Source organism: Streptomyces sp. NBC_00249 (assembly GCF_026342355.1).
GTDB lineage: Bacteria > Actinomycetota > Actinomycetes > Streptomycetales > Streptomycetaceae > Streptomyces.
On the sequence record NZ_JAPEMV010000001.1, the window covers coordinates 1085816 to 1107043 of the forward strand.

Sequence of the window (21228 nt, forward strand, 5' to 3'; positions counted from 1 at the left end):
GCGTACCGCCGGACGCTTACCTTCACCCTCACCGCCGCGCACCGCTCTCGACCGCGCCAGAGCGTTCACGGCAGAACCGCCAGCCCGATACCAGTCCTCAGCCCTAGTGCCGAGCCGGTGGCGGATCACGCCGCAGCGGTGACGTCGCTCAACCCTCCATGCCCGGCGGCGGCCCGGTGATCACCGCCCGTGACAAACCCGCCGGGCTCCTGCTCCGTCCCGACTTGCACCGGGTCCCGGATCCACTCCCCGCCGCCACCGGCAGATGCTCACCTCCACCGCCGCACGGCCGCGTCACCCCACCCACCTCCATCCCTCTTGCTACGCAAGGAGTTCGCCATGCCCGTACCCATATCTTTCGAGATCGTCCACAGCTGTGGACATAGCAACACCGTTGATCTGTCGAGCCGTTCGGCGGACCAGCGCGCTGGATACGCCCGCTGGCTCGCCGCCCGGCAGTGCACCGACTGCTGGCGGGCCGATCACCAGGCGGATGCCGCCAGCACGGCCGAGTGGCTGGCCGCCAAGCGCGCCGAAGAACAGACCGCCGCTGCGGACTGGGCAACCCAGTTCGACATGCCGCCCCTTGAGGGACCCGAAAAGATCCTGGGCTGGGGCGAGCGCACCCGCCACCAGCTGGTGACCCGCGCGTACGCCGCGCTGGTCACCGAAGGCACCTGGGACGGAGCCGACTGGGCCCAGCTGGAGGAGCAGGTCCGGCTGCTGACGAGGGCGGGGTGGTGGGTCGACCAGCGCGAGGCCGAAGGGACCGATCTGCCCGAGCTGCTGGAGGCCGCCGATGACCGCGACCGGCCCACGGAGAATCCGTTCCGGTAGGCCGGGCGGCGCGCAATATAGCCGCCGACCCCCGGTTTCGGAAACCGGGGATTCTCCGGACCCTTTGTCTTCCACCGCCGCCCAGCGTCTTCGTGGAAGGACCTCCGTGCCCGAGACCCGCCCCGTTTACCTCCCGCCCGACCCGCTCACCCCCGACCGGGACATCACCCATCAGCACTTCCGCCCCGGCGAGCACGTCGTGGTCCTCAAGGGCGCCGCCGGCGGAGAGCTGTGGGGCGACGCGATGAAGATCGTGGTCCCCTCCTGGCACACCCCGACCGACGAGAACGGATGGAGGCTGCTCGACCCCAATGGCGGCGACCGGTCCTACGTCACCGCCCACCCCCGCTACCTGGTGCACCTGTCCAAGCGGTGCCCGGAGTGCCTGATGCACCAGAAGGCGTTGCGGGAATACCTGGTCAAGCGCCTCGGGGACGCCGAGGAGGCCGTGGACTGCAGCTGGTACTCCCTGACCGCCGCCAACCAGCTCCTCCACATCGCCGACGCCCGCACCGGCCGGTGATCACCGCCGTCTTGCCACTGCGCGAAGCCGCCGGCCCGCAGCCGCCCTTCGAAAAGCCCGACCCCGAGCGAGATCATGATCATTGAAGTCCACTCCCGTGACGTGACCGCCGACGAAGCCCTCGCCGAGGCGCTCGGCCGCGAGATCAGCATGGCCGAGGGCCTGACCACCGAGCCCGGCGGCACGGTGGTGGCCCACTGGAACCGGCTGGACCACTACACCGACGACGACCGGATATGGGGGTCTGCGACGTGGGCCGACCATCTCGCCGACCCGTCGCTGGAGCACCCACTCGCCTCCGGGCCCGACGGCGACCGGCGCGCGATCCTCCACATCACCGCACACCTGCATCCGCTGGACCGGGAGTTGAACCACGCCGAGTGGTCCGAGATCGGCTATCGGATCGCTCGTGTCGCCGGCATCGCGCCACCCGGCGACGACGCGGCAGGTCGGTGGATCGCCGTCCAGGGCCAGCCCGGCCGGCTGGACGTGATCGCCAACCTGGTCCGTGCCGACGGCACTTGGAGTGCCCCTCCCCACCGGCTCCTGCAGGCCCTGGTCGCCGAGGCGCGGAACATCGCGGCCGACCTCCTTCTGCACTCCAGCCCCCAGCAGCGCTCCGGCCCCCAGGACCCGTCGGCCGGTCCGGCGGTCACCGTCTCCCCGCGGGTGCCGACCGCGACCGGCCCGCTCGCGGGAATCCTGCGACAGCTCGCCGCCGAGCAGTCCGGCCCGATCGCCACCGTGCGCCAGCTCGTGGAGGAGGTCGGTCGGCAGGCCGCCGCGCTGCCCGACAACCAAACGGACGCCGCCGCACGGGACTTGTTCTGGGCAGCCCGCCGCCTGTACTGGCTGCAGGAGCAGCTGGGCGAGATCGCCTCGCGACTCCAGCCTCCCGCACCTCCGGCCCCCGTTGCGCCGACACTGCCCGTGCAGGCAGCCACCTCGGCTCGTGCGATGGCCCGGTGAACGAGCCTGCCAACCCGCGCAAGGCGCCGCCCATCACGGTCACCAGGGACGCGGACACCGGACGGATCACCGCCCGCGGCGGTGACGGGCTGGCCCAGGGCATCCTGGAACGCACGTTCTTCCTGCGTGAGGTTCGCGGGGGCACCTGGCACCGGATGTCGCCGACCGTCGAGTCGGCGGACCAGGCGGCTGTGGCCAAGCTCGCCGTCGCCCGGCTCCAGGCCGCCGGATACCGGGTACAGGCCGACCCGCAGTTCGCGACCTCGACGACCGATCCCCGCTACGTGACGACGGGCCGGTCGATCGCGAACCTCGCAGAGTCCATCCGCGAAGCGGGCAGCCCGGCCGAGGTGTCCGACCGGCTGGAGGAGGTGACCGCCGCGCACGACGGCATCCTCGCCTCTCTGGGTCAGCTTCTCCACTCCCTTGCCTCCGTCTACGACGGCCTCGGCGGACCTGCGGACCGGCACGTCGCGGCCCGGATGCGCTACCTGGCCGAGCACCGGCTCGGTCCCATCACCGCCGACCTGCTGCACACCCGCGCCGAACTCGCCGACCGCACCACGGCCCCGGCCCGGCCTGGCACAGCCCTCCCCGCTGCCGCCCTGCCAGCCTCACCCGCCTCTACCGCCTCCGGACGGACCCGATGACCCCCGCCCCAAGTTCGAGGAGCCCATGCCCGCCCCCCATACCCTGCCCGCCGACGACAGCCGCGACGTCGAATCGTTCGCCACCGTCCTCTCCGAGGAACTCCCCGGCCACTGGACCATCCAGTACCACCAGCACGCCCGGCACGAGGAGCAGTTCACTCACGCCGAGAACGTATGGGACCTCAACGAGGTAGCAGCCGCGCTCGCCGAGTACGCCCTGGGCGCCGACGCCCACCTCGTCCGCGACGACGGGATGCGCCTGTACGTCACCGTCCACCCCCGGCATGAGGAGGAGTTCCTCGTCGCCGCCATCGCTCCGGCCGGCGTCGCCCCCGAGGCGTACGCCGGGGTACGCGAGCCTGACGGGATCGCCGTGCCCGCCGACGCCGAGCGCGCCGCCCGCGCCGTCACGGCAGATCTGCTGCCGCGCTACGACATCGCTCAGGCCCAGGTCCGGCACAACGCGATGAACCCCCCGCAGCCCGGGCCCGGTGCGCAGCAGGAGCAGGTGGTGATGACTTGGCTCGAGGACGGTTCCCTCGCCGCGGTCACCACCACCCGTCCCTCAGCCGAGGTCCTTCTCGCTGAAGGGTTCGTCTGGGAGAGCGCAGCGAAGGCGTACGTGCTCGGCGGGGACGACACCCGGTCCCAGGCCCACGCCGTCCGGGCCGCCGGCGCCCGCCTCGCCCGCCTCGGTGTCGCCACCGTGCTGCGCGCCGCCGCCCGCCCGGCCGCGGAGGCCACGCTGCCCACGCCCCAGCCCGGTGCCCGGACCACCGCCCGAACCCGGTGACCGTGCCCGACCCTCGCCAGACCAACCGCCCCCAGCCATCGGCTGACACTCCTGACGGTCGGCCCCGTGTCCCGCTGCTCACAGCGGCCCGCCGACCGGTGCTCGCCCGCTTCCTGTTGCGCCGCTACCTGCGCGCCGTCGTCGTCAAAGCCGCAGGCACCGAGCGGCCCCGGCCAGCGATGTCACCGACGCGCCACGTTGGCGCACCGGCCGCCTCCATCCACCGCCACACCCGCTGACCGCCGTCGTGGGTAACGCACAGCCCCCTGGACCGCCCATGACCCCACCCGTCACCGCCGACGCCCTCACGGCGGGCATCACCCTGCAGCTCGACCAGCTCTCCGAGCGGCTGTCCCAGGCCGGGCCGCAGCAGGCCGCCCAGATCCTCCGGCAGGTCCTGGATGCCGACAGCGGCGTCCTCGGCAGGCTGTCAGCCCTGGTCGGCACCGGTACCTACGTGACCAAGCACCATGCCCAGAGCGGCGTCTTCCCGGCGGAGATGTGGCTGGCTCTCGGGCGCACCGCCAACACGTTGTACGACCTCGCCCTCGACCTGGACGAACACCAGGAAGTCTTCGAGGAGATCGCCACGCGCCGCCCCCTGACCACGTCGCCTCCGACCACTCAGGCCACCGCCCTGGTGGCGCGCGGGAGGCACCGGTGAGCCGAAAGCAGCAGTGGACCGGCTGGGGTCAGGCCCAGCAAGCTGAGCAGCACTACCTGATCGAACCGCGCTACCTGGCCGGCGGCGGAGACCTGCGGCATGTCAGCGAGTTCCTGCGCGCTTCGGGCTGGAAGGACATCACCCGCAAGTCCGGCACGACGCTCGCCTTCGACTCGCCCGACCAGATGGTGCGCGTCGCCTACCAGCCGCCGGGCGGCTGGCAGATCCACGGCGCCGCCCAGGGACATCAGCCGGCCTGGCAGGTCGCCCTCACCCCGCAGACCCCGGTGGAGATCGTCGCGGGCCTGACCGACGCACTCACCAAGCCGCGCTCGGCGCACGCCCCGAACGTGTGGGCGCCGCTCACCGAGAAGTCGTGGAGCATGCAGCAGGACGACTACTTCGTAGCCCAGAGCCCCGACCGGCACGCCGTCGTGCAGTACGTCAAAGCCGGCGGTGACGGCAGCCAGGACCACTGGTGGGTCGGCGCCCGTAACGAGCACGGGCCCGTGTGGAACGTGCAGGCCACCGCGAGCACCCCGCTGAACCTGATGCAGTCCCTGACCACGGCCCTGGCCGACCCGGAGCCGGTGATGCGCCCGCGCGGACACGTCCCGCTCAGCAACCGGATCCGCGTGACCTCCGTGTCCGTGCGCCCCGACCAGCTCGGCGCCTGGCACCAGGCCCGCCTCTCCGCCGCCCGCGCCGCCACCTGGGGCCGCAACTGGGTCTCATCCCGTGCCCGGACCAGCAAGGCACCCGGCTATGCAAGAACCCGATGACCGGCCCGGTCCATCGTCGCCCCTCCTCGGCCGCGCCCTTGGGCGACATCTCACCCCGACCACCAGGCCCGGCCCGCCACCCGGCGCCTCCACCGCCCGGTCACGGCCTGACACCCCCACGCTCCTGAACCGCCTTCCCCTCTCCCCGGAGCTTTCGATGACCGACGAACCCACCACCCAGCTGACCGCGGAAGAGGTCCGCGCGTCCGCCCAGACCCTGCACCGCCTCGCCGCCCACCTGCGGACCGGTCCCAGCCTGGCCGATGCCCTTCCCTTGATCGCCGCGCTCGTCAACGCCGATACAGGTACCGCAGCCCGCCTCGGCGAAGCCCTGCGCGGCATCGCCCGCTACCTCGCCCAGGAGACCACCGTTCCCCGCACCGACACCGTCGAGGCGACCCTAGGCGAGTACATCGAAGCCGCATCCCTCCTGCAGGACCTGCGGCTGCTCGACCTCACCCTGGAACCCCTGCGGACTGCCTCCGTCAGCAGGGCACCCGCCCAGGCGGTCCCGTGGCGGTAAGCCCCGCCCAGCGGGCCTCGTACGCCGAGGACCACGCCACGAAGATCCCCTTCGAGACCACGCCCCGCCCCCTCGCCGGGCCCGGCGACCCACGCCACGTCACCCACGCCCTGCTCGCCGCCGGCTGGACCCTCACCTCCGCCCCCGGCGACCTCCGGATCGCCCTGGCTGGCCCCGACGAGGCCCGGCACCAGATGGTGATCGATCCGTTCGCCTCCGGCTCGCCGTGGCGGATCCAGTCCGTCGACTGGACGTGGAACGCCTCCTTCGACCGGATGGTGCCGGCGGAGATCATCGCCGGATTCACCGACGGCCTTCTCCACGGACCGCGCCGGGGCGACAGCAGTCCGTGGGAGCACATGCAGAAGGCCGGCTGGGCCGTGGAGCGCCAGCCGGGCGGCACCGGCCAGGCCCGCTCGCCTGCACCGGAGCTGCCGATCCGCGCCGAACTGCGTCCGATCTTCAACGACTCCTCCGACCACCTGGCTTGGCGCATCGTCCAGCCCGACCACATCGGTGCGCCGATCTGGAAGATGTGGATCAGCGGCCCGGTCCCGGAGCACCTCATGGCCGGCCTGGCCGAACAGCTCGTCTCGGCCGCCCCCGTCCTGCGTGGCATGTACGACCTCGATCACTACAGCGCCCGGCAGAACCCCAGCCCGCTCACTCCCCAGCAGGCAGTCGAAGCCCACTTCACCCGCATCGACGCCGCCCGGGCACAGGCCCGCTCCCAGCGCCGCACCCACCTCACCACCCGCCTACCGGCCCCGGCCGCCGCCCCGGCAAGTCCGGCGCACTCCCGTACATCCCGCTCCTGAAACCCGAGAAGGCCCGCCCTTGCCCCAATCCGCCCCCTCCGGCAGCACTGGCGTCCCCGGCCTTCAGGCGATGGTCAGCCGTCTCGCGACCTTCCTGCGCGCGGCGGATGCGGCGGTCGACGCCTGGGACCTGTACTCCGACGAGCAGACCGATCTCGATGGCTGGCCGTACGACCCGGAGAGCTACGACGACCGCAAGGCCGTCCGGGACCACGTGGTGTGGAAGGCGTTCGAACCGGTCAGCGAGGAGGCCGGCGTCCTGCTCGACGCCGCCGAGGCCGACCTCGAACGGGTCCCCTCCTCTTCCGTCCAGAGCCGTTGGGCCTGGCAACTGACTCAACTGCGCGATGCGCTCGACCAGATAGCGGCCATCAGGACGGAGTGCCGAACCCTCCTCGCTGCCCATCCTCATGCGAGCGCGGAGGCCCGCCACGCTGCAGTTGACGCCCGTAACGCGGAGGCGTGGAACGCCCTGTACGGCTGGTTCGTCCACGGTCGTGCCGTCCTGGAGATCCGCACCTCCGCCGTAGGCAGCGCCGCGGGCCCTCGGATCGACGCCACCACCCCGCCGCCACCTGCTCCGCCGGCCACCGCCGGTCGCACGACCCGCCGCTGAACCAACCTCTCTTCCCTTCTGCCTTGGAGTCCGCTTGTCCCTGCGTCCGTTCGTCCTCGTCGTCGCCCCGGGTGACGACATCTATCGCGGTTACTGCCTGCGCCAGGTTGCCGATGCCTACGACGTCGCCGTCATCACGACCGGTCCGATCACCTGGGAAGGACCCCACGTGGTCGACCATGAGATCGTCAGCGACATCGAGGATGAGGCCGGCCTCTTCGCTGCTGGTGAGGCGCTTGCCGAGCGCCGACCGATCGCGGGCGTGGTGACCTGGGCCGAGGCCCACCTGACTGCGGTGGCCCGGCTGGCCGAGCACCTCGGTCTCGCCACTACCAGCGTGGAGTCGGTCCGCACCTGCCGGGACAAGGCCGCCAGCCGCGCCGCGTTCGCTGCCCACGGTGTTCCGTCGGCCCGGTCCACCGCGGCGAACTCCCTGGACGAGGCCCTCTCGGCAGCATCTGCCATCGGCTATCCGGTCGTCGTCAAGCCCGCCTCGGTCGGCGGCAGCATCGGCGTCATCAAGGCCGAGACGCAAGAGGACCTGGCCGACGCCTACGCCTTCGCCACCCGCGGGGTCCAGCTCCACGGCGGAGACAACACCGTCGTCCTGGTCGAGGAGTACCTGTCCGGCGAGGAAGTCAGCGTCGAGTGCGTGACGTACCAGGGCGTGACCACCGCGGTCGCGGTGACCCGCAAGGAACTCGGGGCCGAGCCGCTGTTCGAGGAAATCGGCCACACCCTCACCGCCAGCGACCCGCTGCTGGAGACCGTCGCGCCCATCGCCTCGGCGGCGGTCAAGGCCACCGGCACCATGAACGGCATCCAGCACGTGGAACTGCGGCTCACCCCCTCCGGACCGCGCGTAATCGAGGTCAACGCGAGGATCGGCGGGGACTGGATCGGCTGGGCGGTCTGGCGGGCAACGGGACTGTCCCTGCCGCGGATCGCCGCCGACCTGGCCGTCGGCTGGGCCCCCGACCTCACCCCCGCCCGGCACCAGGCCGTCGCCATCAAGGTCCTCTACGCCCCCGCCTCCGGCACCCTCGCCGAGCGGGCCATCGTCGGCGGGTTCACCGGGGCCGCCGGGTGGGTGCACGGCCCGGCCTGGCTGATGGAGGAAGGCGACGAGGTCCTGCTGCCGCCCGCAGGCGACCTCGACTCCGCCCGCATCGGCCTGTTCGCCACCCACGCCGACACCCTGGAACTCGCCGTCGCGCGCCGCACGGTCACCGCGAACCACATAGCCGTCACCGTCACGGACAGCGGGCGGGAGTGAACGAGCCCGAGAAGCCGCCGGTACTCGCCCAGGTCACCCCCCGGTATCTGGCCGGCGGCGGTGACCCGCGCTGGGTGACAGCCCCGCTGCAGAAGGCATTCCGCTGGCAGCCCGCGCACATCCCCCTCAGCCCGGTCGTACGGCTCACCCGCCGCGACCGGCAGGCCGAGCTGCTGCTGTCACCGGACCCGGACGAACACTGGTGGACCCTGCACCACACCGGGACCACCGCCGGCGAGAAGGCGTGGACCATGCGCTTCGGCGCCCGGACCCCGGCCGAGATCATCGCCGCCGCCACCGACGCCCTCACCACCGGCCCGGCCGACAGCGCGGCCGATCCGATGCAGGTCCTGGAGCAGGCCGGTTGGAAGCGCTCCGTCCTGGAGCACCAGATCTCCTCGCCCGACGGATTCGTCACCGTCTCCCGGCACCCTCTCGGCGCGCTGCACATCGAGGTCACCGCCCACGACGGCCCCTGGACCTCCGAGCCCACTGCCCGTACGGCCTGGCGGGCGTACTTCTCCGACCACACCCCGCCCCACCTGGCCGCCGCAGTCCTCGCCGGCATGGTCTCCACCGAGCCGCTGCTGCGTGACGAGAAAGAGATATCCCCCTTCCTGCGCTACAGCGTCCGCATCGACCGCGAACGCGTTCCCGCCCATCAGGCCGAGTACGCCCTGTGGGAACGGGTCGACCGCCTCGCCGCCCACCGCACCGGCACACCGCTGCCGCCGCAGCCACCCGGCGGATCGCTGCCGCGCCGCTCCCGCTGACCCCCTTCGTCCCCGACCCCTCCATGGAATCGCGCGCCCTTGTCTCAGCCCAGCTCCTCCTCCGACGGCTACGACATAGCCTTCAAGGCCCTCCTCGGGGCCTTCGCCGTCGCCATCCCCCTCGCCCACCTCGCCTGGCTCGGCGGGAACATCACCGCCCTGGCCACCGGCAACCCCTGGGCCGCCTACCGGCCCGCCGACGCCCTCATACGCCCCGACCAGCTCTGGCCCGGCCTGGGAGAAACGTCCCTGCTGATCGGTGCGCGGATCCTGCCCGTCCTGGCCATGCTCGCCCTTGCCGCCGCCAGCGGCCTGTGGTGGAGCCGCCACAAGGGCACGCTCGGCGGCAACGGGAAGCGCCGCATCGAGGGCACCGCGAAGGCCAAGGACATCGCACCTGTCCTGGCCGCCGCAATCACCGACAAAGCCCGCAGCCTGCGCCCGAGCTTGAAGGACGCCCAACGCATCGCCCCGTCCGACACCGGGATCCTCCTCGGCAATCTCCAGGGCAGCAAGACCGAAGTCCGGATGGGGTGGGAGGACGTAGCGGTCGCGATCATGGCCCCCCGCTCCGGCAAGACCACCTCGCTGGCGATTCCCTCCATCCTGGCCGCGCCCGGCGCCGTACTCCTCACCAGCAACAAAGCGGCCGGTGACGCCTATACGACCTGCTTCGACGCCCGCAGCAAGGTAGGGCGGGTGTGGTCGATGGACCCTCAGCAGATCGCCCACGCACCGCGCACCATGTGGTGGAACCCGTTGGCGGACGCGAAGTCTCTGGAGGGCGCGGGGCGGTTGGCGGGACACTTCCTCTCCGCGTCCGTGGACGCGAGCCAGCAGGGGGACTTCTGGTCGAAGGCCGGCAGCAACGTCCTGAGCCAGCTGTTCCTGGCCGCGGCCCTCGACAACCGTCCGATCACGGACGTGATGCAGTGGCTGGCCTTCCCCGCCGACCGGCGCCCCCTCGACATCCTGCGCGACCACGGATTCACCGCTGTCGCGGCCCAGTTGAAGGGAACGGTCGAGGGCCCGCCGGAAACCAGAGACGGTGTGTATGAGACCGCGAGACAGTACGCGTCCGCCCTGCTCAGCGCCGACATCGCCACCTGGGTGACCCCGCAGAAGGACGTCCCGGAGTTCCGCCCGGCCGATTTCGTGGCCTCCACCGACACGCTGTTCCTGCTCTCCAAGGACGGTGGCGGCGGAGCCTCCGCGCTGATCGCGGCGTGCGCGGACTCGGTGATGCGGGCGGCGACTTCCCGAGCCGAACGCAGCGGCGGACGTCTCGACCCGCCCATGCTCGCGATCCTCGACGAGGCGGCAAACGTGTGCAAGATCAGCGATTTGCCCGACCTGTATTCGCACCTGGGTTCCCGCGGGATCATCCCGATCACGATCCTGCAGAGCTACCGGCAGGGCCAGAAAGTGTGGTCGGACGCAGGCATGGACGCCATGTGGTCGGCGGCAACGATCAAGGTCATCGGTGCCGGTATCGATGATCCCGATTTCGCGGACAAGCTCAGCCGGCTGATCGGCGACCACGACGTCGAGACGAAGTCCACCTCCATCTCCGACTCGGGCAAGTCCACCTCGATCAGCATGCGGCAGGAGCGGATCCTGCCCGCGGACCGGATCCGCGCGCTGCCCAAGGGCACCGCCCTGCTCTTCGCCACCGGGCTCCGCCCGGCCGCGCTCGACCTGCGCCCCTGGTACCTCGAACCGGGCGCGGGCGACCTGGCCGCCGCGTCCAAGGCAGCCTCGGACGCGATCACCGCGCGGGCCGTCGCCAAAGCCGCCCCTACGCAGGCCGACTTCAAGAAGGCCGCGTGATACCGCACCTCACACCCGTGCGATTCCGCTACACGAATGCCTTCATCCGTGCCTGACGCCGCCGCCACCCGCCACCGGCCTGGATGGCCTTTGCCGTCAGCGCCGCCGCCGAGACCGGGCTACGGCGACCGACCGCCACGGTGGGCCGCCCCACCGCCCGCACCTGCGCCATCAGGCATCCGCCTTCCCCTATCCCAGGAGACCCCTTGCCCCAATCCTTCCCCCTCGGCCCGAGCAACGAGGAACTGCTGCTCCTCACCAACCTGCTGCTCGATGCCGCGTACGGGTTCGACGACCTCAAGAAGCAGCGCAGCGCGGGCCAGGGACAGCTGGAGAAGATGGTGCGGATCAGCGGCACCCTGCACCGGACTTCGCTGCTCTGCGGCAAGCTGCTCTCCAAGGCGGCGCTGAGCGACGCGCCGACCACCCTCGACGGCCGCGAGGCCGTCGCCCTCCTGCGCCAGCTGACCGAGGCCACCACGACCGCCGCCGCACGGGCGGCGGACACCATCTCGGCTCTCGCTCACGACGACACCGCCTCTGCCGGCGGCCTCCTGGAACAGACCCGCGCCCCGCTGTCCCGAGCGCCCTCGGCCGTCGAGCCGATCCGCGCCGCCCTGCTGCGGCACGAAGGACTCATCTGCGCCCAGATACGTGCCGCGCGGGCGGGCCTGAGCCCGGGAGGCAAGACCGTCACGATCAGCGACGCCCAACGCAAAGGGCTCGCTTCCCTGGCGCGGGGCGACGGCGTATTCCGCGAGCGCTACGGCACCCGGGAGGTCGTATCCCCCCTGTCCGCGCACGTCCTGCCGGCCACAGTCGACACCCTCGCCACCAAACAGCTCATCACCGTCACACCGCTCCCGGAACACCAGGACCGATTCGGTCTGCGGCTCACCACCACCGGCGTCCAGGCCCTGCTCGCAGCCAGCACCCGTCGGGTCCGCTCCGTCACCGCCACGACCCCCGCTCCGGCAAGAACGAACTCAGCAGGCCCGGCGGTTGCCCGCCGCTGAGCGGCCGGACCACACCACCGCCCCGTACCCACCCAAGGAGATCTCACGCCCCCCACCAACCACTTCGGCGCACCCACCCCCGCCGACATCGCACGCGCCCTCGCCACCCGCATCTCCACCAACCCGCCGCCTCCGCCGCACGTCGTGACCGTCAGCTTCGGCCTGCTGCGCAGCGCCGAGTCCCGCTACGACTTCCGTTCCTCCGGCGGACCCGTGCTCGGCCTCGCCAACACACTGCACGCCCAGCTGTACGGCCTTCCGCTCGAACGCCCGCCGCTGCCAGGTGCACTGGACGAGCTGCTCCAGGCCACCGGTCACGACGACGACCAGGAGGCAGTGCTCGGCCTGGTCTCTGCCCAGTTGGAGGCCGCCGCCGCGCTCATCGAACGGGCCCGACTCCAGGCCCGCTGGAACCGGCTGCCAGAGACGGTGCACGCCCGTCTCGTCACCAGCCAGGCACTCGCCCAGCACCTGGCCAGCGAACTCCAACAGTTGGCGCCTGCCTTCACGCAGCCCGGCACGCCCGCCGCGCCGGCACCCAGCCTCCCTGCGCCTGCCGCATCAGCTGCACGATCCCGGCTCTGAAGCCGACCTCGGCGGCAGCACTGAACGTGGCACTTCCCGCGCATTGCTGAGGCCCGCCCCGCCCCTCCCGGATTTCCCGGCTTCCCGCCCCGCCGCGTCCCGAGCATTTCGGCACCCGGCCCCACCCGAAGGCCCTCCCTGCCTATGACCGAGCCCACCGACGGCCAGTTGTTCGACGTGCCCGAGCCCCGCACACCCGTCGAACTCCTCCTCTCCCTGGCTGGCAACTACACCCGGCACAACGACGCCCTCGCCCTCTTCCGGCCCACCCACGCCTCTGGTCCAGAGCTGGGTGCGCACGCCAACTCCGCGGCGCAGCTGGCACACGAGTCCCTCGCGGCAGTCAAGGCCGTCCAGGACCAGCAGCTGTACGCGAGCGCCGACCTGATCGACGCGAGATCGCCGCACCGGCCGGAATTCCGATCCTTCGCGTGTCTTCGAGATGGTCAGGGCCATGGTCGGCGTCTGGCTGTTCGCCGGCTGCCGCATCGACGAACTACGCCGCCTGGACCTGGAATGCATCACCTGGGACGAAGGAACCGACGAACGAACCGGCGAGACGTACCCGATCTGCCTGCTGCACATCCCGCAGAACAAGACCAGCGGGCCCTTCGCCAAACCCGTCGACCCGCTGGTCGGAGAACTGATCGACGCCTGGAAACTGGTCCGCTCGCCCCAGCCCGACCTCGCGGACCGCAAGACCGGCCTGCCCCGCCAGCACCTGTTCTGCCACCGCGGCCAGTTGGTGGGCAACGCCTACCTCAACGAGAACATCATCCCAGCCCTCTGCCAGAAGGCCGGCATCCCCACCGAGGACTCCCGCGGCGCCCTCACCAGCCACCGGGCCCGCAGCACCATCGCCACCCAGCTCCTCAACGCCCGCGCCCCCCTCACCCTCGGCGACCTGCAGCAATGGCTCGGCCACAAGCACCCCGCCAGCACCCGCTACTACGCCCAGATCCTCCAACGAACCCTGACCGCCGCCTACCGGAAGGCCGACTACTTCGCCCGCAACATGCGCACCATCGAAGTCCTCATCGACCGCGACAGCATCCTCACCGGTGCCGCCGCCGGCGGCGAACAGCCCTGGAAGTACTACGACCTCGGCGACGGCTACTGCAGCTACGACTTCTTCGCCAAGTGCCCCCACCGCATGGCCTGCGCCCGCTGCCCCTTCTACGTCCCCAAGGAGTCCACCAAGGGCCAGCTCCTGGCCGTCAAGGACGGCATCAACCCCATGCTCGAACAGCTCGACCTGACCGACGACGAGCGCGAGGCCCTCGAGGGGGACCGCGACGCGGTCACGGCCCTCACCCAGCGGCTCGCCGACATCCCCACCCCTGCCGGCCCGACCCCGAAAGAGCTCGGGACCGACAACGCCTTCATCCCCCTCACCTCGCTCATGGGCACGGTCCCGGCACGCACCGAAGAGCGGGAGCAGTGAAGCCTCGGGCAGGATCCTCAGCTGCGGGAGCCGTTGGCCACGGCCTTCCGCACGCCGTACACGGCAGCGCCGAGTACGAGGACGGCGGCGCCGGAGATCACCGAGACCACAGGCAGAGCGAAGGCGAGGGCCCCGCACCCGGCGAGACCGACGAGCGGCACGAGGCGAGGCGGACGCCCCTCTCCAGGGGTAAGAGTCCAGGCGGCGGCGTTGGCGACGGCGTAGTAGGCCAGGACCCCGAAGGACGAGAAGCCGATCGCGCCCCGCACATCCACCGTCGCGGCCAGCAGGGCGACCACGGCACCGACGACCAGTTCGGCACGGTGGGGAACCTGGAATCGAGGGTGCACCGCCGCCAGCGCGTGCGGCAGGTGCCGGTCACGCGCCATGGCCAAGGTGGTGCGCGAGACCCCGAGGATCAGCGCGAGAAGCGACCCGAGCGCCGCGACAGCCGCCCCGACCCGCACCACCGGGGCCAGCTCCGGGACACCGGCGGCACGCACCGCCTCGGCGAGCGGCGCGGCACTCTGAGCGAGGCGCTCTGGCCCCAGCACCACCAGGACGCCCACGGCGACAGCCGCGTAGACGACCAGGGTGATGCCCAGCGCGAGAGGGATGGCCCGGGGAATGGTGCGGGCGGGGTCGCGGACCTCTTCGCCGAGTGTGGCGATCCGGGCGTATCCGGCGAAGGCGAAGAACAGCAGGCCGGCCGCCTGGAGTGTCCCGCCGACGGTCATGTCCGCGCCGATGTCCAGGCGCGCGAAGTCGGCGGTGTCACTGGTCAGGCAGGCGGTCACCACGGCGGCCAGGACCGCGAGAACGACAGCGACGATGACGCGAGTCAGCAACGCTGATTTCTGCACGCCGCTGTAGTTGAGGGCTGTCAGCGCCACCACGGCGGCGACCGCGACTGCGTGCGCCTGGTCCGGCCACGCATAGAAGCCGACGGTCAGGGCCATCGCCGCGCAGGAGGCGGTCTTGCCGACCACGAACGCCCAGCCGGCCAGATAGCCCCAGAAGTCGCCCAGGCGCTCACGGCCGTAGACGTAGGTCCCACCGGACTCGGGGTAGCAGGCCGCCAGCCGGGCCGATGACGTGGCGTTGCAGTACGCCACGATCGCGGCCAGCGCCAGGGCGAGCAGGAGTCCGGATCCGGCGGCGTCGGCTGCCGGGGCGAACGCGGCGAAGATCCCGGCCCCGATCATCGACCCCAAGCCGATCATCACCGCGTCGGACACCCCCAGGCGGCGCTTCAGCTCATCCGAGCCCGTCGAGGCCCCCACCGTGTTCATCACTTGCTCCTTCACTGCACCAGCCGTCGATCTCGGCGCACGGTAGCCGAAGAAGGTGTCCAGCAGGGGTGGCCGGACCGCAGCCCCTCAGCGGGCCCGGTCCGGTCGCGATCCCGACGGCTGCACCGCACACGGCGAGGCCAGCAACAGCCCAGAAATCCCAGGCCCTATAGAGCGGCCTACACACATCACCAGAAAGGTCACAACACTGTCTCGATTCTCAATAACTTGCCCATTTCACGGAAATGCGCAATGGCGCAGCATCAGGGACAGCTCGCCCAGCGAATGGGATGACGTAGTCGATTTCGATGCGGCCATCCGCCAGGGCAATGCCCGCGCGACCGCGAGCGGCAACCCGCTCCTCAGCCAGGCTTTTCTGCACCGGTCCCGGGTACCCCTTTCCGAGGCGCCGATCGACCATGTCACCGCAGCAGAATGGGCCGCCCTCCAACAGGAGAACGACGCTCCGGACGCGGAGGCTCTCGAAGCCGGTGTCGTGGACGGATGCTCGCCGTGGGCCTGCCGGGGTGAGCAGCCCGAACCGGTCCAGGACGACTTCGGGCTGGCCGTATGAGAGACCTCATCGTGGACCTCTTCGCCGGTCCGGGCGGCTGGGGGCACGCCCTGCACGTCTTGGGTGTGCGCGACGTCGGCCTGGAGTGGGACGAATGGGCCTGCAAGACCCGCGCCGCAGCCGGGCAGACCACGATCCGCACCGACATCGCGCTCTACCCGGTCCGGCCCTTCGTGGGGCGGACCCGCGGGCTGATAGCGAGCCCGCCCTGCCAGGCATGGAGCATGGCCGGCAAACGCCTCGGGCTTGTCGACCAGCCCCTTGTCCACCAGGCGGTCGCCGACCTCGCGGTCGGCCGCGACACCCGGCCCCAGCTACTTGCCGCATGCCAGGACCCGCGGTCGCTACTGGCCGCCGAGCCGATGCGATACCTCCATGCCCTCCACACCGTGGGCGAGCCGGAGTGGGTACTGATGGAGGAGGTGCCCGACGTCGCACCGCTGTGGAAGCAGTACGCCGCCGTGCTGCGCACCTGGGGGTTCTCCACCTGGAGCGGCATCCTGAACGCGGCCGACTACGGTGTACCGCAGACCAGGAGGCGGGCGATCCTGATCGCCTCCCGCACCCGTCGGGCCGCCCCGCCCGAACCCACGCACGCCAAGCTCGGCGAGCAGGAATCCCTCTTCGGGCCCGGCCGCCAGCGATGGGTGTCCATGGCCGAAGCCCTGGGCTGGGGCCGCACGGACGGGCCCGTGCCCACTGTGTGCGCCGGCGGCGGACCCGGGGGCGGACCCGAACCCTTCCCGTCCGGCTCACGCAAGACGCTGTCCGACGCCCGCGACCGCGGCGCCTGGCAAAACCCCCCGCCCCGCACGGCCCCCTCCCGGAGCTCCAAGACCGGCTCGCCGTGCAGGTGCCGTGAAGGGGCCCGGCCGTCGCCGCGCTGCACGGCCGGACCGGACTGGGTGCTGCGCAGCAACAGCCAGGCGAACGCGTCCGTCCGCCCCGTGACCGAGCCGGCCGCCACCTTGTTCTTCGGCAATCGCGCCAACGAATGCATCTGGACCACCCGCTCCACCACGACCCTGGGCTCCGCCGCGGCGCCGGCAATCCGGATCACCGCCGAGGAAGCCGGGATCCTGCAATCCTTCCCGGCGGCCTACCCCTGGCAGGGCAACAAGGGCCAGCGCTTCTCCCAGATCGGCAACGCCGTCCCCCCGTTGCTCGCAGGGCACTTGATCGCCCCGCACGTGGAACGCACGCTCAACCGCGACGACTTCGTCCTGGCGGCGTGATGGTCGACCACGCCCACGCCGCATCCGAGGAGGAGCCCCTCGGCGATCCGCCGCCACTGCCTGTGGTCCACTACGCCGAGCAGGCCCTGCTCGGCGCCCTGCTCCTGGTACCCGACCGCCTGAAGACCATCGGCCTGCTCGAGCCCGAGCACTTCGCCAGCGCCGCCCACAGCAGCCTGTTCGCGGCGATGCGCACGGTGTCCCCGCCCACGCCCGAGGTCCACCGCACCAGCCCGGTATGGCCCAACCAGCTCCTCGCCGCCGCCCAAACCCGCGCCCTGACAGCCGCCTACCTGCACATCCTCATCAGCAACTGCCCCACAGACGCCCATGCCCCGGCCTATGCCCAGATGGTCCGCTCCGGACACGCCCGCCGCCTCCTGCGCCGGCACGCCGGGCTCCTCTCCCAGGCCGCCCGCGCCCCGGGGCCCGACCCGGCCGGAACGGTACTGGCCCGCGCCGACCAGCTCGCTGTCTACCTCGACGAGTTGGCCACGGCCTTCCCCTCTCACCCCGGGTCGATGCCCCGAACCCCGGCGGCACCCGACCCGGCAGTCGAGACGTCGGCGGAGGCGGAAGACGAGGAACGGATGCTGCTGGCCGCAGCGACCGCACGCCCCGACGACCTGCCGCGGATGCGCTGGCTACACGAAAGCGACTTCACCGTCCCCGTGCACGCCGCCCTCTTCGCCTGCCTGACAGCCCTCGCCCGCAGAGGGGCGCCCGTGGACCCCGTCACCCTCCTTTGGGAGGCCCAGCAACACGGCCTGCTTCACGCGGGGTTCGGCCCTGAGGATGTCCTCGGCCTGGTCTCCCATCCCGCCGGGGCTCCCGAGCACTGGGGCCAGAAGATCCTCCAGCGCGCCCTGCTCAGTCAGGCCGTCACGGTTGCTGCCCGGATCGCAACGCTGACGTCGGACGAGGCAACCTCCGTCCACCAACTGGCCACCGGCAGCCGCCGGGCACTCTCCGCACTGTCCTCCGTCCGGACCCGCTGGCACCACGCCACCAACGACCCTGGCGAGAAGCCCCCGTCCCGCCCGTCAGCCGCCCCTCGAACTCCGGCCGTACGAGCTGGCCCCGCCGCACGAACCCCAGCCCGGCCAGGCCGATAGCCATTCCCGCCGCGACCGAAAGCCCCTCATGCCTCACGCCCCCGCCGACGCGCACATCCGCTTCGCCCTCCGCCCAGACCACCACCCGGCCGTCATCGCCACGACCTCCGGCTCCACGAGTGACGCCGCCCGCTCTCACCTGCACGACCTCGGCTTCCGCAGCATCGGACCGGACGCCATGGTCCTCGCCCGCATCGACCATGAGGAGCCGTACTACGCGAACACCGCAGCCGAGCAACTGAGTCGGTACGGCTTCACCGTCGAGATCGAGACGGCCCTCCAGGACGAGATCGAAACGGAATGGACCTGGGGCAACTATCCCTTCCCCTGGTGCACCCGCGACGAAGTCCGCGAGGTGAGTGCCGAAGCCCAGCGCATCCACGACGACATCGCCGAAGGCCGCCTGATCATCCACGCCCACGCCAACGACGGGCACACGACCGTCGCCGTGGGCACGTACGCCAGCGGCGTTCGCCGCCACGTCCACCTTCACGGAGAGAACCACGTCCGCCAAGTCGCCATGGCCTACGAGGACGAGACTGAGGCCGTGGCAGAGTTCCACAGGCTGTACACCGTCGCCGTCCGCCCCGGCCCCGCCCCGCTCACAGACGTCGAACAGAGCGTCCACCGAGCCCTACGCGGCGAGAGCGCACCGTCGCCCAGGCTCCAGCTCACGAAAGCGCAGTCGGCCCTGCCGACGGTCGCCGCTCCCGGCGAACACGAGCAGTTCCTCAACGCCCTTTTCGAGTCGAGGCAGCAGTGGGCCAAGTACCGTACCTGGAGTGACGAGACAACCATCGCCGCGCACGAGAGCCTCACCGTTCGGGCCGAGTTCGACCACGAGGCCCGCCATCGCACCGACATCGCCTGGACGATCGCCGAGTACGACGGGCCCGTGGGCGAGAGGCTCTGGCGGGCGACCATCACCGCCGGCACCCCCGTCCGCCTCATCCACGCGATCATCGACCACCTCGACACTCCGCTCCCGATAGACGCAGCGGAGCCCCACACTCCTCTGGAGGAGGCTGGCTGGTCCGCGGCAAGCCACCCGGCCCGCACGACGTGGCAAGCCCCAAACCGCAGCCTTGCCTTCGAGCACCTGCCACACGCGGCCGACGACCGATGGACCGCCTTCGGCGGCGACGACGCGAACCGACCCGCCTGGGCCATCCGCCTCTCCGCAGGCGCGCCCCACGACATCCTCATCCAGCTCGCCGCCGCAGCCGCCGAGTTGGCTTCGCCTCCACCTTCCGCAGCGCGGCGGTCACCTACCCTTCCCCGTCTTCCCCCGCCCCCTCCTCAGCCGCGCGCCCGAGTCCGCTGATCCCGGCACCCATGGCACGGTGCAGGTGGCGCCCTACCGAGTCAAGACCGATGCTGCGAGATCTTGATGGCTACGCGGCGGCGTAACTCATCCGGAACAGCTCCTGAGCCCGTTCCACGTCGCGCACGGAGCGCAGTTGCACCTCCAGGTTGCCGGTGCCTTGATGGCCGAGCCCTGTCACATCCCGGGTGAACCCGGGGATCAGGTCGACCTTGGCCGGGCTGACCTTGAGATAGACGAGCAGCCTGGCCTTCCGCGGCACCAAGCACGCGAAGTTCTGGAGCCGCTGGTACGCGATATAGGTCTGATTCTCGACCTTGGTGATGCCCTCGCCTAGCCCAAGCAGGACCTCGTCAGCAGCAGCGGCCAGTTCAGCTGTCACCTTTTCCTGTCCGCTGGCACGCTGTTCGGAGGCCGGTCGCCGGCGCCACGGCTTCGACGACGCCTGGCCTCCGCCGCCCGACGCGATGGTCTCCAGGCCGAAATGATCGTCACCGAAGATCCGATAGCGCACCAGGTCGATCAAATGCCGGTGCTCACGGACGGCATGGAGGTCGTAGCGGGTGAAGTCGCCAGCCACACAGATCAGCCGCGGAGCGCTCCACAGCACTCCGGCAGCCGCCTCGCGTCCAAGCCGGTCGCGGACAAGGCGCCGGAACGCGTCCCGATGGTCCACCAGCCACGACATGTAGAAAAGGCCCTGGTTGATCACGCCTGGATCGGTAGCCCTTTTGTACTCCACGATCACCGGCACACCGTTCTCGTCCAAGCCCAAGGAGTCGATCCTGCCACCGTGCACCGGGCCGGTGCTGTACTCGCTCGCCAGGAACCGCACCCCGAGCATGGCCTCCATGTGGGCCTCGACGAGACCCTGCACCTCCGCCTCTTCGTCGGCCAGTCTCGGCGCAACCTCCGTTACGCCGCCCTTTATGCTGAACAGCTTCAGCCCCCGCCACCCCCTCTGTAGAACTGACTCAACACAGGAGAGCTCGCGACTATTTCCGGCTCAGGGTGGGAGCTCTTCGAATTAACGTTCCGATAACGGGGCGATCTTCACAGCAAGGACGGCCAGCTATCCCGAGAGGCCGCGGCAGTGCGGCCCAGCTGGAAGCAGCGAGCTACCAGGGCCCGAGTCACGGTTCCCCAGGAACCAGCAGCCGATTTCGAGTCCGCCAACTCCCAGCGCCTACCGACCCACAGCCTAGTCATCGGGCGAAATATAGCCGCCCGTTCCCGGTTTCCGAAACCGGGGATCCTCTGGATGATCGAACCTCCACCGCCAATGCCCGCTTGTTGAAAGGCACGCATCCAGCCCATCGCGCCACTCCCCGTGACGAGCCATCGGGTCACAGCTCGATCTGCGCACTTCACCTACTTTGACTAGAGGGAGAGTTGACTTTGTTAGACATAGCGACCACGTGACCTGCATTCCGAGCGCGGAGCGGTGGTTCAGAGCGCCTGGCCGCTCGCCGACCTCGTCCGGGAGGTTGTTCTCCGTGCGCGAATCCGACGGTCTTTCACTGGACTTTTCCCACGTTCCCCCTATGGTCGTCGTCCACCCCTACTCCGGCCAGGGAGCGTGACCGACC

General features: G+C 70.9%; 21 protein-coding genes and 1 pseudogene. 20 read left to right on the plus strand and 2 right to left on the minus strand.

Annotated elements, in window-relative coordinates; translation table 11 throughout:
* Positions 1-339: 339 nt before the first annotated feature.
* The 16 genes from OOK31_RS04845 (at position 340) to OOK31_RS04920 (ending at position 14099) form a co-directional block, all read left to right on the plus strand.
* On the plus strand, positions 340-837 hold the full coding sequence (locus OOK31_RS04845; protein WP_267011066.1) for a hypothetical protein: 498 nt from the start codon (positions 340-342) through the stop codon (positions 835-837).
* 106 nt (positions 838-943) lie between these two features.
* Positions 944-1360: a hypothetical protein gene (locus tag OOK31_RS04850; RefSeq protein ID WP_267011067.1), complete on the plus strand. Its 417-nt coding sequence runs from the start codon at positions 944-946 to the stop codon at positions 1358-1360.
* Positions 1361-1435: 75 nt separating this feature from the next.
* On the plus strand, positions 1436-2329 hold the full coding sequence (locus tag OOK31_RS04855) for a hypothetical protein (RefSeq protein ID WP_267011068.1): 894 nt from the start codon (positions 1436-1438) through the stop codon (positions 2327-2329).
* Entirely contained in the window at positions 2326-2979 is a 654-nt protein-coding gene (locus OOK31_RS04860; protein ID WP_267011069.1) for a hypothetical protein, read from the plus strand. The genes OOK31_RS04855 and OOK31_RS04860 overlap by 4 nt, the downstream gene beginning before the upstream one ends.
* A 25-nt stretch (positions 2980-3004) precedes the next feature.
* Complete coding sequence (locus OOK31_RS04865; protein WP_267011070.1) at positions 3005-3772, plus strand: hypothetical protein; 768 nt, start codon at positions 3005-3007, stop codon at positions 3770-3772.
* 277 nt (positions 3773-4049) lie between these two features.
* Positions 4050-4436: a hypothetical protein gene (locus tag OOK31_RS04870; RefSeq protein ID WP_267011071.1), complete on the plus strand. Its 387-nt coding sequence runs from the start codon at positions 4050-4052 to the stop codon at positions 4434-4436.
* Complete coding sequence (locus tag OOK31_RS04875; RefSeq protein WP_267011072.1) at positions 4433-5218, plus strand: DUF317 domain-containing protein; 786 nt, start codon at positions 4433-4435, stop codon at positions 5216-5218. Before OOK31_RS04870 ends, OOK31_RS04875 begins: the two co-directional genes overlap by 4 nt.
* A gap of 157 nt (positions 5219-5375) precedes the next feature.
* A complete protein-coding gene (locus OOK31_RS04880; RefSeq protein ID WP_267011073.1) occupies positions 5376-5741 on the plus strand; it encodes a hypothetical protein in 366 nt (121 codons plus the stop codon).
* Complete coding sequence (locus OOK31_RS04885; protein WP_267011074.1) at positions 5732-6559, plus strand: DUF317 domain-containing protein; 828 nt, start codon at positions 5732-5734, stop codon at positions 6557-6559. Before OOK31_RS04880 ends, OOK31_RS04885 begins: the two co-directional genes overlap by 10 nt.
* Positions 6560-6629: 70 nt before the next feature.
* Entirely contained in the window at positions 6630-7175 is a 546-nt protein-coding gene (locus OOK31_RS04890; RefSeq protein WP_267011075.1) for a hypothetical protein, read from the plus strand.
* A gap of 34 nt (positions 7176-7209) precedes the next feature.
* A complete protein-coding gene (locus OOK31_RS04895) occupies positions 7210-8451 on the plus strand; it encodes an acetyl-CoA carboxylase biotin carboxylase subunit family protein (protein WP_267011076.1) in 1242 nt (413 codons plus the stop codon).
* Positions 8448-9224, plus strand: coding sequence for a DUF317 domain-containing protein (locus OOK31_RS04900; protein ID WP_267011077.1), 777 nt, complete (start codon positions 8448-8450; stop codon positions 9222-9224). Before OOK31_RS04895 ends, OOK31_RS04900 begins: the two co-directional genes overlap by 4 nt.
* 39 nt (positions 9225-9263) lie before the next feature.
* Positions 9264-11054, plus strand: coding sequence for a type IV secretory system conjugative DNA transfer family protein (locus tag OOK31_RS04905; protein ID WP_267011078.1), 1791 nt, complete (start codon positions 9264-9266; stop codon positions 11052-11054).
* A gap of 206 nt (positions 11055-11260) precedes the next feature.
* Positions 11261-12070, plus strand: a complete 810-nt coding sequence (locus OOK31_RS04910; RefSeq protein WP_267011079.1) for a hypothetical protein — start codon at positions 11261-11263, stop codon at positions 12068-12070.
* A gap of 144 nt (positions 12071-12214) precedes the next feature.
* Positions 12215-12655 (plus strand): hypothetical protein, encoded by a 441-nt coding sequence (locus tag OOK31_RS04915; RefSeq protein WP_267011080.1) that lies wholly within the window; start codon positions 12215-12217, stop codon positions 12653-12655.
* 454 nt (positions 12656-13109) lie between these two features.
* Complete coding sequence (locus tag OOK31_RS04920; protein WP_267011081.1) at positions 13110-14099, plus strand: tyrosine-type recombinase/integrase; 990 nt, start codon at positions 13110-13112, stop codon at positions 14097-14099.
* A gap of 17 nt (positions 14100-14116) precedes the next feature.
* Here the strand turns inward: OOK31_RS04920 and OOK31_RS04925 are convergent, their stop codons facing one another.
* Complete coding sequence (locus OOK31_RS04925; RefSeq protein WP_267011082.1) at positions 14117-15391, minus strand: APC family permease; 1275 nt, start codon at positions 15389-15391, stop codon at positions 14117-14119.
* Positions 15392-15620: 229 nt separating this feature from the next.
* Here OOK31_RS04925 and OOK31_RS04930 point away from each other — a divergent pair.
* From OOK31_RS04930 to OOK31_RS04945, 4 genes and pseudogenes are all read left to right on the plus strand, one after another.
* Positions 15621-15965 (plus strand): annotated as a pseudogene (locus tag OOK31_RS04930) (hypothetical protein); the annotation flags it as partial.
* Complete coding sequence (locus OOK31_RS04935; protein WP_267011083.1) at positions 15962-17200, plus strand: DNA cytosine methyltransferase; 1239 nt, start codon at positions 15962-15964, stop codon at positions 17198-17200. The pseudogene OOK31_RS04930 and the gene OOK31_RS04935, both read left to right, overlap by 4 nt.
* A complete protein-coding gene (locus tag OOK31_RS04940) occupies positions 17200-18315 on the plus strand; it encodes a DnaB-like helicase N-terminal domain-containing protein (RefSeq protein WP_267011084.1) in 1116 nt (371 codons plus the stop codon). Before OOK31_RS04935 ends, OOK31_RS04940 begins: the two co-directional genes overlap by 1 nt.
* A 28-nt stretch (positions 18316-18343) precedes the next feature.
* Complete coding sequence (locus tag OOK31_RS04945; protein WP_267011085.1) at positions 18344-19639, plus strand: DUF317 domain-containing protein; 1296 nt, start codon at positions 18344-18346, stop codon at positions 19637-19639.
* A 70-nt stretch (positions 19640-19709) separates the two neighbouring features.
* On the opposite strand, the gene OOK31_RS04950 is transcribed toward OOK31_RS04945, so the two are convergent.
* Positions 19710-20516, minus strand: a complete 807-nt coding sequence (locus tag OOK31_RS04950) for a DUF5655 domain-containing protein (protein WP_323188180.1) — start codon at positions 20514-20516, stop codon at positions 19710-19712.
* Between the last annotated feature and the right edge of the window lie 712 nt (positions 20517-21228).